Source organism: Rhodobacter maris (assembly GCF_900217815.1).
GTDB classification, from domain to species: Bacteria; Pseudomonadota; Alphaproteobacteria; order Rhodobacterales; family Rhodobacteraceae; genus Rhodobacter; species Rhodobacter maris.
Window position 1 is genome coordinate 44,421 of record NZ_OBMT01000007.1, and the last position, 14,776, is coordinate 59,196.

Annotated in this window: 13 protein-coding genes; 4 read left to right on the forward strand and 9 right to left on the reverse strand. The window is 64.4% G+C overall.

All coding sequences use genetic code 11. The annotated features are described in order from the left end of the window. Positions 1–3: 3 nt before the first annotated feature. Positions 4–2,358 carry a glycosyltransferase family 2 protein gene (locus tag CRO22_RS10895; protein ID WP_097070182.1) on the reverse strand — a complete coding sequence of 785 codons (2,355 nt, stop codon included), beginning with the start codon at positions 2,356–2,358 and terminating at the stop codon, positions 4–6. A 145-nt stretch (positions 2,359–2,503) separates the two neighbouring features. On the opposite strand from CRO22_RS10895, the gene CRO22_RS10900 reads away from it, so the two are divergent. The 4 genes from CRO22_RS10900 (at position 2,504) to CRO22_RS10915 (ending at position 6,532) form a co-directional block, all read left to right on the forward strand. Continuing rightward, on the forward strand, positions 2,504–3,364 hold the full coding sequence (locus CRO22_RS10900; RefSeq protein WP_097070183.1) for a glycosyltransferase family 32 protein: 861 nt from the start codon (positions 2,504–2,506) through the stop codon (positions 3,362–3,364). A 1-nt stretch (position 3,365) separates the two neighbouring features. Beyond that, complete coding sequence (locus CRO22_RS10905; RefSeq protein WP_097070184.1) at positions 3,366–4,736, forward strand: hypothetical protein; 1,371 nt, start codon at positions 3,366–3,368, stop codon at positions 4,734–4,736. Positions 4,737–4,842: 106 nt separating this feature from the next. Continuing rightward, the gene (gene prfB / locus CRO22_RS10910; protein WP_097070185.1) at positions 4,843–5,970 is read left to right on the forward strand and encodes a peptide chain release factor 2; all 1,128 of its coding nucleotides are present in this window, start codon (positions 4,843–4,845) and stop codon (positions 5,968–5,970) included. Next, positions 5,951–6,532 (forward strand): AAA family ATPase, encoded by a 582-nt coding sequence (locus tag CRO22_RS10915; RefSeq protein ID WP_245860950.1) that lies wholly within the window; start codon positions 5,951–5,953, stop codon positions 6,530–6,532. The genes prfB and CRO22_RS10915 overlap by 20 nt, the downstream gene beginning before the upstream one ends. A gap of 18 nt (positions 6,533–6,550) precedes the next feature. Here the strand turns inward: CRO22_RS10915 and CRO22_RS10920 are convergent, their stop codons facing one another. From CRO22_RS10920 to CRO22_RS10955, 8 genes are all read right to left on the reverse strand, one after another. After that, positions 6,551–7,201: a pyridoxamine 5'-phosphate oxidase family protein gene (locus CRO22_RS10920; protein ID WP_097070187.1), complete on the reverse strand. Its 651-nt coding sequence runs from the start codon at positions 7,199–7,201 to the stop codon at positions 6,551–6,553. An 11-nt stretch (positions 7,202–7,212) separates the two neighbouring features. Continuing rightward, positions 7,213–7,734 (reverse strand): gamma-glutamylcyclotransferase family protein, encoded by a 522-nt coding sequence (locus CRO22_RS10925; RefSeq protein WP_097070188.1) that lies wholly within the window; start codon positions 7,732–7,734, stop codon positions 7,213–7,215. Further along, entirely contained in the window at positions 7,731–8,429 is a 699-nt protein-coding gene (anfO, locus tag CRO22_RS10930; RefSeq protein ID WP_176518624.1) for a Fe-only nitrogenase accessory protein AnfO, read from the reverse strand. Before anfO ends, CRO22_RS10925 begins: the two co-directional genes overlap by 4 nt. A gap of 71 nt (positions 8,430–8,500) precedes the next feature. After that, positions 8,501–9,886, reverse strand: coding sequence for a Fe-only nitrogenase subunit beta (gene anfK / locus CRO22_RS10935; RefSeq protein ID WP_097070190.1), 1,386 nt, complete (start codon positions 9,884–9,886; stop codon positions 8,501–8,503). A gap of 26 nt (positions 9,887–9,912) precedes the next feature. Further along, the gene (anfG, locus tag CRO22_RS10940) at positions 9,913–10,260 is read right to left on the reverse strand and encodes a Fe-only nitrogenase subunit delta (RefSeq protein ID WP_097070191.1); all 348 of its coding nucleotides are present in this window, start codon (positions 10,258–10,260) and stop codon (positions 9,913–9,915) included. A gap of 7 nt (positions 10,261–10,267) precedes the next feature. Then, complete coding sequence (gene anfD / locus CRO22_RS10945) at positions 10,268–11,845, reverse strand: nitrogenase iron-iron protein, alpha chain (protein WP_097070192.1); 1,578 nt, start codon at positions 11,843–11,845, stop codon at positions 10,268–10,270. Positions 11,846–11,914: 69 nt separating this feature from the next. Then, positions 11,915–12,742 (reverse strand): nitrogenase iron protein, encoded by an 828-nt coding sequence (nifH, locus tag CRO22_RS10950; RefSeq protein WP_097070193.1) that lies wholly within the window; start codon positions 12,740–12,742, stop codon positions 11,915–11,917. Between the two features lie 303 nt (positions 12,743–13,045). After that, on the reverse strand, positions 13,046–14,665 hold the full coding sequence (locus CRO22_RS10955; RefSeq protein ID WP_097070194.1) for a sigma-54 interaction domain-containing protein: 1,620 nt from the start codon (positions 14,663–14,665) through the stop codon (positions 13,046–13,048). Positions 14,666–14,776: the final 111 nt, after the last annotated feature.

The window sequence follows — 14,776 nt, forward strand, 5'->3', positions numbered from 1 at the left end:
GCCTCAATGCTCTGCCTCCCCTTCATGCGTGACGGTGAAGAAGAAATCGGGCGGCAGTTCGCGCAGGTGCAGGTCTTCGGGCACCACGCCGGGCCCCGCGTTGAACACCGCCGAGCCAAAGTGATGCAGCATCCGCGAGAGCTTCTCGAACCGCTCCGAGCAGAGCTCACCGTAGAACTTCTCGTAATTCTCGGTGGCGCGGAGTTCGGCAATCTTGGTCCGATGCGCGGCAACCGAAACGTCATGCGCGGCCCGGATCTCGGGGTCGGCCATCAGCCGGTCCCATTCGGCGCGGAGCCGCGGCAGCATGCGCTGGATCGAGCGCTCCTCGACCGCGTTATGGTTCATGCGGAACCAGTAGTTCAGCCCCTGATCGCGGTCGACATGGTTCACCCGGCCGCGGTCGCGCTTGACAAGGAAGCTCTCGGCCGAGCGCACGGCGTAATGGTTGAGCTGCACCCAATCGTAGCCATAGGTCTCGAGCGTCGAGCGCCAGCCATTGCGGAACATCTCCTTCGGCATCGGCTGGCCCGAGCCGTTGAGCCATTTGACCTGATCCCAGAGATCGGGGATCAGCCCCTTGGGGCGGTGCACGCCGAGCTTTTTGTAAATGTCGATCGTGCGGAAAAGCGTCTTGAAGCCCCAGGCCTGATGCGGCTTGCGCACGATTTCCGGCGCACAGGCGGTGAACTGCTCGATCAGGAACTTGTCTTCATACTCATGCACATCGGCATTGCCAAAGAGCCGCCAGGTGAGCGAGATCATGTTGGCCTCGCCCATCGCTTCGTAAAGCGCCTTGAGCGTGCCATCGCCGATCTTGATGTCGATGAACTCGTCGACATCCATGCAGATCGCCCAGCCCGCATTCTGGATCAGCGGCTCCGCTTCGGCCGCCTGAAGCGCCGCATGCTGGGGCGGCAGATCCATGGTGCGAAACGGGTTTTCGCGGTGCTGGCAGATCCCCTTGCGCTCCAGAAGGTCGAGCATCGCATCGGTGCCGTCGGTACAGTCGTTAGTATAGATCAGGAAATCCTCGACGCCGATGGCGCGGTGATAGGCGATCCATTCGAGGATGAAGGGGCCTTCGTTCTTCATCGTGGTGACGATGCAGGTGCGCCCGGCATCCAGCGCGCGTGTGGGGGCGGGCTTGGGGGCCGAAACGGGCGGACGGATCGGCTTGGCGCCCCAGACCTGCGTGGCGAGCTCCAGAAGCTGCGCATCCTCGATCAGCGAGGTCTTGGGGGCAAGCTCCGAGGCGGCGCGACCCGGCACCCGGATCCCCATTGCGCGCCAGAACGGAAAGATGCTCTGCGGGTCGGGCTTGGCATAGGCCACGCGGATCGCCCGCCAGGTCGCCTCAAGCCCGGCCTTTGCGGGCGCAACGCCCCAGCGCGCAATACCGCGGCGGGCATCGAACTGGCGGCAGATATGATCGGAGAACCGCTCGGGCTGGCCGTTGCGCACCCGCCAGGGGTAGATCCGGCGGCCCACAAGCAGCACCACGCCCGATTGCGCCGCCACGCAGGCATCAAAGGCCGAGGGGGCGCCATGCGGGCGGGGGCTGAGAAGGTCTGTCACATCAAGAGTGAGCACGGCCCGAGCATCTGCGAGAAAGCGCCATTTGACCGTCTCGAACACGAGGCCTTGCCCGAGCGGCGCGCGCCAGGGGTCGGGGGCGGGCACTTCCATCCGGTCCTTGCCCGGCGCATCGGGCGCGAGGAACGGGTGGCTCTCGGGGCCGAGGCCGGGTTTGCCCAGCGGCAGGGGAGAGGTGAGCACGGCGACGGTTATGGTGAGTTCGCGCGCTTCCAACCCTGCGGCGATGGCCTGTGCGAGATCCGCGCCGCGCAGCGCCGGGCTCTCGGGCGGGGCGCGGTCGAGTACCACCGCAGCGGTGGCGCCATGATAGTCGTGATGCCACGAGAGCCAGTCCACCAGCGTTTCGGCACTCTCTTCGAGCCGCTGACCGAAAAGGCAATTCTGCCCGGCAAAGGCCGCACGCTCGGGCGTGGCGGGGGAGAGCGAAACAATCTGCACCGCAGGCTTGGTGTCCGGCATGGCCGGGTCCGGCGCGGAGGGCGCAAGCGCGATGCTCAGCGGCCCTTCGAGCGGGGCGCGCGCCACCACCATAACGCCGCCCGAGACCTCGCGCCGCTCCAGTACCTCGACGCAGCCCTCGGGCTGATCGGGCAGCTGTGCGGCACTGGCGGGTCCGGCAAGGAAAAGCCTGAGCTGACGCAGGGCACCAGCTCCCGCCTCGGCCGGTTCCTCCCATTCGAGCGCGTCGAGCATCGCCGGCGCTTGCGCATCCGAACCGGCCATCTCCCGCGCGAAGATCGCGCCACTCGCCTGTGCCATTCCGCCCTCTCGTTTCGGTCTTCCTAACACAGCCCCGCGACAAGGCAAACGCGCACGGGCGCCGAAAACCGTTGGCAGGCTTCCGGCTTTCTGAATAGATGCCGGAAAACGAAGCATTTGGCGAAGCACCGAGGAGAGGCGCGCCATGGCGCATGACTATCAGATCGCGGCTCTGTGGATCGGAGGGTCGTTGAGCTACCTCGAGCAGCTCTGCCTGAAATCCTTTCTCGATGTCGGTCATCACGTGAAGCTTTATTCCTATGAGCCGATCGACAATGCCCCCGAGGGCTGCGAGATGGCCGATGCCAATGAGGTGCTGTCGCAGGAGAACTTTTTGCGCCACGGCCGCACCAACAGCCCGGCGCTGCATTCGGATCTGTTTCGCTATCATCTGCTCGCCAAGAACGACCGCACGATCTGGGCGGATACCGATGCCTATTGCGTAAAACCCTTCGAGACCGAGACCGGGCATTTTTACGCCTGGGAGAGCGCCGAGGGGATCAACGGCGGCGTGCTGGGCCTGCCGCCAGACAGCGAAACCCTGCAGGCGCTGCTCGGTTTCACCTCTGACGAATATGCGATCCCGAGCTGGTATGGCGACGAGTATCAGCGCGAGCTTGAGGAAAAGAAGGCCGCCGGTGAGCCGGTTCATGCCGGCGAGATGCCTTGGGGGGTCTGGGGGCCGCATGCGATCACGCATTTTCTCAAAACCACCGGAGAGGTGCGCCATGCGATGCCGATCTGGACGCTTTACCCCTTTGAATATGCTGATCGCGCGCTCATGCTGCGCCCCGGCTACGAGTGGAAAAGCCATATCAAGCCCGACACTTATTCGATCCATTTCTACGGGCGGCGGATGCGCGCACGGCTGATCGAGAAATTTGACGGCGTGCCGCGGCCGCGCTCGATGGTGGGGCGACTTCTGAAGAAACACGGCATCGACCCCGCGCTTGCGCCGCTCAGACTGCCCGCAGGCGCCGCGCCCGAGACCGACGCGGAGGAATGAGGTGAGCGCAGGCGCCGGGATCGCCGCTCTGGCGGGGCTTGAGCGGGTCGCCACAGTGGCGGATCTGGGCGGTGGCGCCCTCGATCAGGTGATCGCGGCGCATGATCTGTGGGAATGCGACATCGCGCTGATCGACATGGCGGCGGATGGCCGCTGGCCCGCGGCGCCGTCGGACTGGGTCGTGCCCTACCGTGCCGCGCTTGAAGCGGCGGGGATCGCCCCCGGGCGGGTGCGCGTGTGGCGCGATCTGCGCGATCTGCGCCCGGTCGATCTGATTTTCAACCTTGCGGGCTGGGGCGACCGGCACAAGATCAAGCATCTGGCCCCGGTGCTTGGTGCGGCCCTTCATGCCGAAAGCCGGATGGTTCTCGACATCCGCAAGGGCACCGGCAGCTTTCCTTTCCTGAAGGAACTTGGCGAGACCGAGATCCTGGCCGAGCTTGGCCCGCGCGATGGCAAGCAGGTGCGGCGCGTCCGCTTCACCCCGGCGCCGCCCGCGCCGCAGGCCACCGATCACGGCTGGGGGAAAATCGCGCGCGGCCTCGCCGGGCCCGAAGGCTTCTATACCGGGAACAGTACGCATAGTTTCCTTTACATTCCGCGCGGGAAAACCCTCGTCGTCAGCTTCGACAACCTCGACATTGCGATGACAAAGCGCGAGGACCGGCGCCCCTGGGGGTTCGAGTTCATCGAAAAACAGGGGTGGTCGATGCTTGGCGTGATGGCGGGCGGCTGGACCTGGTATCGCGACCGCTGGGTGAGCGATGAATTTGACCGGCTCGCGGCAGAGGGCTTTTTCGCGCAGTTCGAGCGCGTGGTTTTTTACGGTGCCTCGATGGGGGGCTATGCCGCCTGTGCCTTCTCGGGCGCTTGTCCAGGGGCCGATGTGGTGGCGATCTCGCCGCAATCGACGGTGGATCGCGCCGTCGTCCCCTTTGAGATGCGCTACAAGGTGGTGTGGGACGCCGATTTCTCTGGCAAATACGGTGATGCGGCCCGGGTCTCAAGCGCGGCGCGGCGGATCTTCTTGCTCTATGACCCTTATGAGCCGCTTGATGCAGGTCATGCCAACCGCTTTACCGCCCCCAATGTGATGAAGCTGCGGGCGCCGCTTCTGGGCCACCGGCTCGGCTCCTCGCTGAGCCAGATGGGGATCCTGAGCCCGATCATTCTTGCGGCACTTGCCGGCACGCTCACCGAGGCGGAATTTTACCGCCGCCTGCGCGCGCGGCGCGATTTTGCCCGCTATCATCGCGAGCTTTTTGACCGTGCGGTGCAAAAGGGGCATCTGAAACTCGCACGGCGATTCGGCGCCTGGGTGCTCAAACGCGGCGACAACCGGGCGATCCGGCTCGCCTTGCAAAAGCTCTAGGCGCTGGCCGCAAGCTTGCGCCCTGCCGCGCGCTTTGGCGCCTGTGCCCCTCTTGCTCCAACCGGCGTCGGGCTGTAGAGAAACCCGAACCCAAGGAGGAGCTTTCATGCGCGCCGAGATGATCAATATCGTTGACGCGATCCGCAAGTCGCTGAAACTGCTCGGTCAGCGGATGGATCTCGAGACGGCGCCGCACCGGCTTGAGGAATTCAACGCGCTGATCGAGGATGGCGATCTGTGGTCCGACCCGGCGCGGGCGCAAAAGTTGATGCGCGAGCGGCAGATGCTGATGGACAAGCTTGAAACCTACCGGATGATCGACCGGGAGCTGACCGACAATGTCGAGCTGATCGAACTTGGCGAGATGGAGGAAGACCCCGAAATCATCGCCGAGGCCGAAAAGAGCTTGCGCGCGCTGAAGGAAACGGCCGCCGCGAAGGAGCTGGAAGCGCTGCTCGACGGCGAGGCGGACGGCAATGACACCTTCCTTGAAATCAACGCAGGCGCGGGCGGCACGGAAAGCTGCGACTGGGCCTCGATGCTGGCGCGGATGTATACGCGCTGGGCCGAGAAGAAGGGCTACACGGTCGAGCTGCAATCGGAAACGGCGGGCGACGAGGCGGGCATCCGTTCCGTGGCCTACAAGATTTCCGGGCCCAATGCCTATGGCTGGCTGAAGTCGGAATCGGGCGTGCACCGTCTTGTGCGGATCTCGCCTTACGACTCGGCGGCGCGGCGGCATACTTCCTTCAGCTCGGTCTGGGTCTATCCGGTGGTGGACGACAATATCGAGATCGACATTCCCGCCAATGACATCCGCATCGACACCTACCGCTCCTCGGGGGCGGGCGGACAGCACGTCAACACCACCGACTCGGCGGTGCGGATCACCCACTTGCCGACCAATATCGTGGTAACGAGTTCGATGAAATCGCAGCACCAGAACCGCGAGGCGGCGATGATCGCGCTGCGCGCGCGGCTCTATCAGCTTGAACTCGACAAGCGCAATGCCGCGATCAACGCCCAGCACGAGGCGAAGGGCGATGCGGGCTGGGGCAACCAGATCCGCTCCTATGTGCTGCAGCCCTATCAGATGGTGAAAGATCTGCGCACGGGCTACGAGACCTCGGATACGCAGGGCGTGCTCGATGGCGATATCGACGCCTTCATGGCGGCGACTCTGGCGATGGATGTGGCGGGGAAATCGCGCGCGGATGCCCAGGGCGACGACTGAGGCGATGGCGGCGCGGGTCTACATCACCGGCGCCGCAGGAACGGGAACCTCCACCGTCGGGCGCGCGGTGGCGGAAGCTTTGCGCGTGCCTTATCTCGACACCGACGATTATTACTGGGCGCCGACCGAGCCGCCATTCACCACCAAGCGCCCCGTCGAGGAGCGGCTCGCGCTGATTGCCGCGGCGCAGCTGGGGCAGGGCGAGGAGGGCGGCTGGGTGCTTGCAGGCTCGGCCGATGGCTGGGGCGATACCGCGATTGCAGGCGCCGGTCTCATTGTGTTTCTGACCGCTCCCGCCCCGGTGCGGCTGGCCCGGATCCGCCGCCGCGAGGCCGCGCGCTGGGGCGAGCGGATCAAGGCGGGCGGCGACATGGGTGTGTCGCACGCGCAATTCCTGAAATGGGCGGCGGGCTATGACGACCCCTATTTCTCCGGCCGCTCGCTTGCGCGCCATCGCGCCTGGCTTGCGGGGCGCGCCGAGCCGGTGCTTGAACTCAACGGCACCGCGCCGCTCGAAGCACTGGTGGCGGCGGTGCTTGCGGCCTGCCCCGAGGCCCTCTGAGCGCCGCCGCCGCGCCGCTCAGATCCGGAAATCCCGCACGAAATCGGGCATCTCGATGCCCTCGCGCAGCTTCGGATCGGGAACCGGGTCGCCCGTCACCATCCGCACCGGCACATGCCCGGCCCAGAGATCGAGCGCCATATCGGCTTCGTCCTCCTCGGGGAGCCCCGCGGCGACCTTGGCAGAGACCTCGTCGAGCTTCATGCGGATCACCTTCGAGGCCTTCCATTCCTGCTCGGTGGGCGGGCGGGCGTAATCCCACAGCCCCGGCGCGAGCCGGTTGACGAAGGCGGCCAGTGCAGCTTCCTTTTCGGCGCCCTCGACCAGCTCGGTTTTGCCAAACGCCATCACCGAACGATAAAGGATGTTGTGATCAAAGGCCGCGCGCGAGAAGGCCACGCCGTCGAGATGGGTGATAGAAACGCAGACCGGCACCCCCGTCGCCTGATTGCGCAGCATCCGGCTGGCAGAGGAGCCATGCCAGTAGATGTAATCGTCAAGCCGCCAGTGGCAGGTCGGCGTCACGATCGGCGTGCCCTCATGCACATAGCCGACATGGCACACGAGCGCGGCGTCGATGATCGCGTCGATGGTGGCGCGGTCATAGGCGGCAAGCCAGTGATAGCGTTTGAGCCGGGTGCGCTCGGAGGGCGCATGGGGTACAGTCATGGTCGTTCCTTTCAACAGCAGGAGCCGGCGAAGATCGGCAGAGTGATGGCCATCGGCACCGGATAGGCGGGGTCGGTTACAGGGAGCGCGCGCAGCGCCGCGACATGGGCGGGGGAGAGGCCGTGCCGCTCCGCTCCCTCGGCGATGCGGTCGCGGTAGGGGCGGCTGGGCGGCTGTTCCGCCCGCCGCTCGGTCTTGATCAGCGCGACGGCGCCGATCTCCTCGCCCTCTTCCGTCACCACTTCGATCGGGGTGTGAAAATACCGCCCGGTGCCGTTGAGCTTGACGCCGCGTGCAGCTTCGAGCGCCTCGGCCTCGGAAGGGGCGACGGCATAAAGCACGCCCGGCACCGAGGCTTCCGGGTCGGGGATCAGGCTTTCTTCCGCCCCGTCCCAGACCCGCGAATAGCCAAAGAAACCAAGCCGCCAGCCCTGCGCCGTGGCCCGGGCGCGCGGTTTGGCCGAGGGGCAGAAACGCGCGATCTCCTCGGGGTGGAGGTCGAGCCCGTAGGCGAAGACGAGCACCTCCCTCATGGCGCAACCTCCGCGGCCACTGGCTGGATGAGGGTGATGAAAAGCGCGCCGTCGCGCCGTTCCTCGTGGCGTTCGAGCCCGAGCGATTTCACCGCGCGCGCGAGCCAGCGTGGCGGATGATCCATGCGGATGGTGAGCGGGCGGAACGGCGTGGCCGAGAGGATCGGCCCCAGCACCGAGCGCGAATTGTGCCGCGCGTCCTCGGCCAGCGCGCGGGCGAGGTCGACGTACCGCGAGCCATCGGGGCGGATCTCGGCCAGCACCGCGGGGGGCGGCGTGATCGCAACCAGGCGGGCCGAGCCGCAGGAACCGCAGCCCGACTGGCTCGAACAGTCGCAGGCCTCGGCCTGTGCCTGCGCCGTGAGCCGCTCGATCTCCCCCGCTTCGACCGAGGTGAGCATCGCCGTAACCGAGCCCGCGGATTTCCAGACGCTGAATCCATACTGCTCTTGAAGCAGCGCATAGACATAGCCGCGCACCTCCGACGAAATCAGCACGGTGCAGGGGGCGAGCGCGAAGACCATCTTTTCGACCGCGGCGCGCAGCCCCGCAATGCCCCCCGAGCGCGGCAGCTCGACGGGCCATTCCTCCATCAGTGCCCAGTCCTGGCCCGTGCCCTCATAAAGGCAGAGCCGTCCCGGCTCCGTGAGCGAAACGGGGGTGTCGGTATCATCGAGATAAAGCGCGATCTGCATGGGAAGGCTCCGGGGGTGAGGGAAAGGGCCGGGCCACCCGTGGCGGCCCGGCAGGTGGTATGGCGATGCCGTCACCACACGTTGAGGATCCATTCCTTGTTCTTCTTCACCTCCATGTCGGCAAACAGCGTGTTCGCCATCGTTTCGGCAAGGAACATGGCGCCGCCGTAGCCCACGACCGGGTGGCGATACATGCCGGCGCGGTCATAGGTGGGGAAGCCCACGCGCACCATCGGCACCTTGTAGTCGATGGAGATGAAGCGGCCTTTCGAATGGCCGAGGATCAGGTCGAGCTCGAGCCCCTTGTTCTTGATCCGGTCTTCCAGATCCCAGAAGTCGGCGTTCGTCACGATCTCCAGATCGGGCGCGTTTTCCTCAAGCGCCTTCACCCGCGGATCCTTGACATATTGGGAGTTGTCATCGCCGAGCAGAAGCAATTTCGGCTTCATCTCCAGATCGAGGCAGAACTCGGTGAGCCCGATTGCCAGATCCGGGTTGGCATAGATCGCCACCCGCTTGTCGGCGAGGAACATGTGCCCGATATCGGCAATCGCATCGAGCGCGATGCCGCGTTCTTCCACGAGTTTCGCCGGGATCGGCTGGCCGGTCATCTCCGAGAGCGATTTCAGGAACGCATCGGTATTGCGGATGCCAACCGGGGGCGGCCCGATCACCGAGGGCACCTTGAACTTCTTGCGCAGATACTCCGCGGCTTTTCCGCCCTCATAGCGGTTGAGCGCGATCGTGCCCTTGGCGTTCGCCGTGTCGCGCAGATCCTCGATCGTGGTGTTCCCGTGCGAATGATGGTCGAGGTTCGGCATCAGCGGGCTGTCGAAGCTTTCCACCTCGAAGAGCACATTCGCCTTCACCTCCATCACGTCGAGCAGGTGCTTGAGCTCCTTCACATCGCCCGGATTCACCCAGCCGGTGATCAGGTTGATCTTCTCGGAGGGCTCATCCTTGGTCGCGAATTTCTTCACGAAATCATGCACCGCCTTGTCATAGCCGGTGATCATCGAGCCGACGAAGGAGGGGCAGTGGATCGTCATCAGATGCACTTCGCGCCCGGGGAACTTGGTGGGCAGCAGTTCATCCTCGAGCTTGGAGAGCAGCCCGTCGACGTCATCGCCTATGATCTCGGTCGAGCAGGTGGTGATGATCGGCACCACCTTCACATCCGGGTAGCGGGTGAGCAGCACCTCGACCGCGGTTTCAACGCGATCAAGCGCGCCAAACACCGCGCCGTCTTCATGGACCGAGGAAGACGCGATCTCGAAGCTTTCCTTGATGTGCTGGGAGATCAGGAGGCGCACGAACATCACGCAGCCCTGGCCGCCGTGCACGATGCCGATGCAATCCTTGATGCCGATGGAGGCAAATTGCGCCCCGGCGGGTTGGCAGGTGAAGATCGGGTTGATCGTGCCTTCCCGCCCCTTCTGGGTAACCTGGCAGGTCATTTCGGTATTCCTTTCAGTGATGCGGGTCAGTAATGCGGGACGGTGAGCTCGGTATTGAGCGAGCCGTGCACGGTGAGGTGGTCGATCTTCTCGTGCAGCGCGGCGAAGATCTCCTTCAGCTCGGCCTTGGAGAGCGCGTGGATCCAGGGGAAGCGGGCGCGGTAGGCGCGCGCAAGGATCACCGCATCGACCCAGTAGCAGCGGTCAAGCGGCGTTTCGTGCGCCGGCTCCTCGCCGCAGAGGATCTCGCAGGTCTGGCTCAGGATGCCGGCATTCTGCTTGAGCCGGTCCCAGCCGCGCGAGTTGAACTGCCACAGGCAGTTCTTCATGATGTGATCGACCAGCATGTCGAGCTTTTCGTTCATGTCTTTCATGGATTCCTCACTCGGCGGCGGTGGCGGCACGCGCCGCCTTCTGTTCGGCGGCATAGGCCTGGTTGCGGGCACGGATCTCGGCGATCGAGTCATATTTGCCGGTGTATTCGTGCAGGCGCGCGTCGAATTTGAGCGCATCGGGCACGGCCACATCGGCATTCATCTTCGCGGTGCGGAAGCCCGAGGTGATCTCGGCATCCGGCGCGGAGATGTCGACCAGCGCAAGCTGGCGCATCGGCGAATAGATCGCGTTGTAGATGTCGCGCGCAAAGCGCACCCAGCCCTCGAAGCCCTTGTAGGGGCCGTTGTGATAGGCATGGGCGTTGAGATAGGGCACGCCATGTTTCTTCACGAATTCGCCCGGGCGCTTGCCGGTGAAGATGATGTCGGGCTTGAGCATCTCGATCGCTTCGACCGACTCGAGCTCGTTCGGATCGTCGATGGCGAGCGCGCCTTCGCCGCAGCGCGAAACGCCCTTCTCCATGTCGCCCTGATGGCCGAACTTGGTGTAGACCGAGACGATCTTGACGCCCATTTCCTCTTCGAGGACATGGGCCCAGTGCCAGAGCTTGGAGCCGCCCGGCCAGAGGCAGACACGCTTGCCCTCGAGCCGCGCGCGATACCAGTCAAGCTGGGGTTTCCATTTCGCATATTCCTCGGCGATGATCGCCTCGGCGCGGTCCTCGATGCCGAAGAAAAGCCCGACCTTGCGCAACGAATCCGCGAGCGGCTGGAAGCCGAAACCGTCGATGTCGAGCCGCGGAATGCCGTAGCGCTGGCGCAGCTCGTCGCAGATATATTCGGCCGAGCGGGCGCATTCGAGCACGTTGAGATGGGCGCGGTGCATCATCCGCAGGCTGTCATAGGAGCCGTTGCCGGTGAAGGTCGACAGAACCTGAATGCCCATCTTGTTGAAATAGTCGATCATCACCTCCTGGTCGCCCTGGATGTTGTATTCGCCCACGTAGTTGATGACATGCTCGCCCAGATATTCGGGCTCGACGGTGCCGACCTTCTGGTTCAGCCAGGCGATGTTGATTTTGTGGTGGCCGCCCGACTGGCTCGGGCCCGCAAAGCCCGGCGAGTTGCACACGAACACATCGACATCGCCGCGCTCTTCCATCACCTCGCGGGCGATGGCGTCCACGTCGTCGCCAATGAGCGCGGTGGTGCAGGTCTGATAGACCGTCATGCGCTTGATGTTCGGGAAGGCGTCGAAGGCCTCGTGCATCGACTTTTTCAACAGCCCTTCGGCGCCGAACACGACGTGCTTTTCCTTCACGTCGGTGGCGAAGGTGTATTTGAGCTGGAAGTTGTCGTTGTCGGAGATGTAGCGCTTGGTCTGCCAGGTGTCGTAGGTGCAGCCGTTCGGCCCGTGCGAGATGTGGATCACATCCTTCATCGGCGTGCCGATCACGTGCTTGGCGCCGCAATAGGCGCAGCCGCGCTCCGAGATCGTGCCGGGGATGGTGTTGAGATAGCCCTTGGGCAGGCAGGAGGTCAGATCCTCGCCCGGGCCCTTGATGACGGCGTGCTCTTTCCGCTCGGGAATGCACTTGGAGACTTCGAACTCATGGTAGGGCATCGGCCTTGCTCCATGCGAGAGGGGGGGAGGCGCCGGGAGACCGGCGCCCATGAACTCAGGGATGTTGCGTCAGTCCATCAGGCCGTATTTGACGACCATGGCTTCGAGCTCGTCCATCGCGAGCGGTTTCGGGATCACGAAATCCTCGTTTTCGAGGATCTTGCGGCCAAGCTCGCGGTATTCCTGCGCCTGATTGGCTTCGGGCTGGAATTCGGTCACGGTCTGCTTGTTGAACTCGGCCTTCTGCACGATGTTGTCGCGCGGCACATAGTGGATCATCTTGGTGCCGATGGCGGCGGTGAATTCGTTGAGGAATTCCTTTTCGCCATCCACATTGCGGCTGTTGCAGATGATGCCGCCAAGGCGCACGCCCGATTGGCGGGCATATTTGGCAAGGCCCTTGCAGATGTTGTTGGCGGCATAGATCGCCATCATCTCGCCCGAGGCGACGATATAGACCTCTTCGGCCTTGCCATCGCGAATGGGCATGGCGAAGCCGCCGCAGACCACGTCGCCCAGCACGTCGAAAAAGAGGAAGTCGAGCTCCTCGCTATAGGCTTCGTTCTCTTCCATCAGGTCGATGGCGGTGATCACGCCGCGCCCGGCGCAGCCCACCCCCGGCTCCGGGCCGCCGGATTCGACGCAGCGGATGTCCTTGAAGCCGGTCTTCACCACCTTGTCGAGCGTGACCCGCTCGGCGCCTTCGATGCGCAAGGTGTCCATCACCGTGGCTTGCGGCAGGCCGCCGAGGATCAGCCGCGTGCTGTCGGCCTTCGGGTCGCAGCCGTGGATGAACACTTGCTGGTCGTGGAAATAGGCAAGGGCTGCGGCAGTGTTCTGGGTGGTGGTCGATTTGCCGATACCACCTTTGCCGTAAATGGCGATCTTGCGGGTCATGGGTCTCTCCGTGGGAAGGGTGTTTCGCGGCGACCGTTTCGGGCCGTCTTCTCCTGAAGAGCAGGGGCTGTGCCAAGGCGGAAAAGATGGCGGCGGCCCGTGAGGTTTCCGATGCAAATCATTGAAAATAAATAAAAATAATTTATGCTTACCGTCCATTCAAGGCCTGCGCGCGGCGCGGTGCCGTTTACCGTTCGGTAGCTGAATTACCGTTCGGTAAACGGTTTGCATAACCAGAAAAACGAAGGCCCCGCGCGGGGGGCGGGGCCTTCTCTCCGTCTCGCGCGCTCGGGGCGCGTGCGGTCAGGATGCGCTGGTGCGAAACCGCGCGGGCTCGATCGCAAGGCGGTTCATCCGCAGCCCGAGCACGCGGCGGCTCACCCGCAAGATCTCTGCGGCCGCGCCGATATTGCCGCCGCTGGTTTTCAGCGCCTCGACGATCATCTCGTATTCGACCACCCGCACCCGCTCCTCGAGCCCGACGCCCGGCGCTGTACCGCTCTCGCGCGCGGTCTGCAGCGAGGGCGGCAGGTTCCAGGCGTGGATCACCGCGTCATCGGAGAGGATCACCGCCCGCTCGATGACGTTTTCAAGTTCGCGCACATTGCCGGGCCAGTGATAGGCCATCAGCATGTCGAGCGCGGGGGTGGAGATGCGCTTGACGCTTTTTCCCATCGCCGCGCAGGCCTTGGCGACGAAATGATCGGCGAGCAGGATGATGTCCGAGCCGCGCTCGCGCAGGGGCGGCACGGTGATCGGCACCACCGCGAGGCGGTAATAGAGATCCTCGCGAAACCGCCCCTCCGCCACCATCCGCGCCAGATTGCCGTTTGTTGCCGCAATCACCCGCACATCGACCTTGAAGGGCTTCGCGCCGCCCACGCGCTCCAGCACGCGCTCCTGCAGAACGCGCAGGAGTTTCGCCTGCACCGCAAGGCTCATCTCGCCCAACTCGTCCAGAAAGATCGTGCCGCCGTCGGCCTGTTCGAAGAGCCCCTTGCGCAGCGCCGTGGCCCCGGTGAAGGCGCCTTTTTCATGGCCGAAGAGCTGGCTCTCCGCGAGCGCCTCGGGGATGGCGGCGCAGTTGAAGCGGATGAAGGGTTTCGCCGCGCGGTCGGAGGAATAATGGATCGCCGAAGCGACGAGTTCCTTGCCGACCCCGCTTTCGCCCAGAATGAGCACCGTGGCGCGGGTCTTCGCCACCTTGCCGATCAGCTCGTAAACTTCGGCCATCATCGCTTTCGAGGTGCCGATGATGTTTTCCGGCCGGAACCGCTCCTTGAGCGCGTCGCGCAGTTCTCGGTTCTCGCGTTCGAGCTCCAGCTTCTCGACATTGGCGATCAGGTAAAGCTCGACCGCGGGCGCGATCATCAATGCGAGCGCGGCCAGGAATTCAGCGTCCTGTTTGAGCAGCCGCCTGGAGATGTAGAACCGCTCGCCGCCGATCGTGCCGAGCACCTTCTGGCCGAGCATGATCGGCACGCAGACGAAGGCGGCGCGATTGCGCCCGTCCTTCGCATGCGCGCCGGTGCGGTCGAGAAAATCGGGGTTTTCGTGCAGCCGCGGCGCAACGATCACCTCGCCGCGCTCGGCCACCTTGCCGGTGATGCCTTCGCCAAGTCCGTAGATGCCGCGGCTCTCCTCCTCGGCGGAGAGGCCGAAGCTGTCGTGAATGAACACCTCGCCGCGGCGGCGGTCCATCAGCGTCACCACGCCGCGCTCCATATGCATCTCGCTGCGCATCGTTTCGAGGATCATGCCGAGCGGCGCGGCGAGGTCGCTCGCGTTCGAAATCACCGCATTGAGCCGGTACAGCGTGGGCAGAAGCGTCACCCGGCATTCGCCGGTGAAGCACTGGCCGAATTCATCCTGCGGGCCCGACCGGCCCAGTTCCAGAGCCGGCGCCTCGTCGTCGCCAAACATCACGCCTCCGCTATGTAGTGAGTCTATATATCGAACCCTAGGGCAGACGTCGGCCGTGTAAAGAGCAGGGGGGCAAGGCGGGACGATGGCGGCACGGATGCGCAGAAACCG